Source organism: Phytoactinopolyspora endophytica (assembly GCF_004138495.1).
Classification (GTDB): domain Bacteria; phylum Actinomycetota; class Actinomycetes; order Jiangellales; family Jiangellaceae; genus Phytoactinopolyspora; species Phytoactinopolyspora endophytica.
The window spans coordinates 69,161-69,567 of the sequence record NZ_ML142854.1 but is presented as its reverse complement, the minus strand read 5'-3'; the positions used below and the strand labels follow the sequence as shown (position 1 = coordinate 69,567).

Here is a 407-nt window from a genome sequence, read left to right as displayed (position 1 = left end):
GCGGCCGCCGTGGGCTCGTTGACGATGCGCAGCACGTTGAGACCGGCGATCTCGCCGGCCTCTTTGGTGGCCTGACGCTGCGCGTCGCTGAAGTACGCAGGGACGGTGACCACGGCGTCGGTGATGGTCTCACCGAGGTAGGCCTCCGCGTCTCGCTTCAGCTTCTGCAGCACGAAGGCCGAGACCTGCTGCGGCGTGAACGTCTTGTCATCGATCTCGGTCTTCCAGTCGGTCCCCATGTGCCGCTTGACCGACCGGATGGTGCGCTCGACGTTGGTGACCGCCTGGCGCTTGGCTACCTCGCCGACCAGCACCTCACCGTTCTTGGCGAACGCGACCACCGACGGAGTGGTCCGGGCACCCTCGGCGTTGGCGATGACCGCAGGCTCGCCACCCTCCAGGACTGC

Annotated in this window: 1 protein-coding gene; it reads right to left on the bottom strand. The window is 67.3% G+C overall.

The features are described from left to right. Positions 1-407: Hsp70 family protein (locus ELR45_RS40850; RefSeq protein WP_240759642.1), on the bottom strand; the 407-nt coding region annotated here is incomplete at both ends.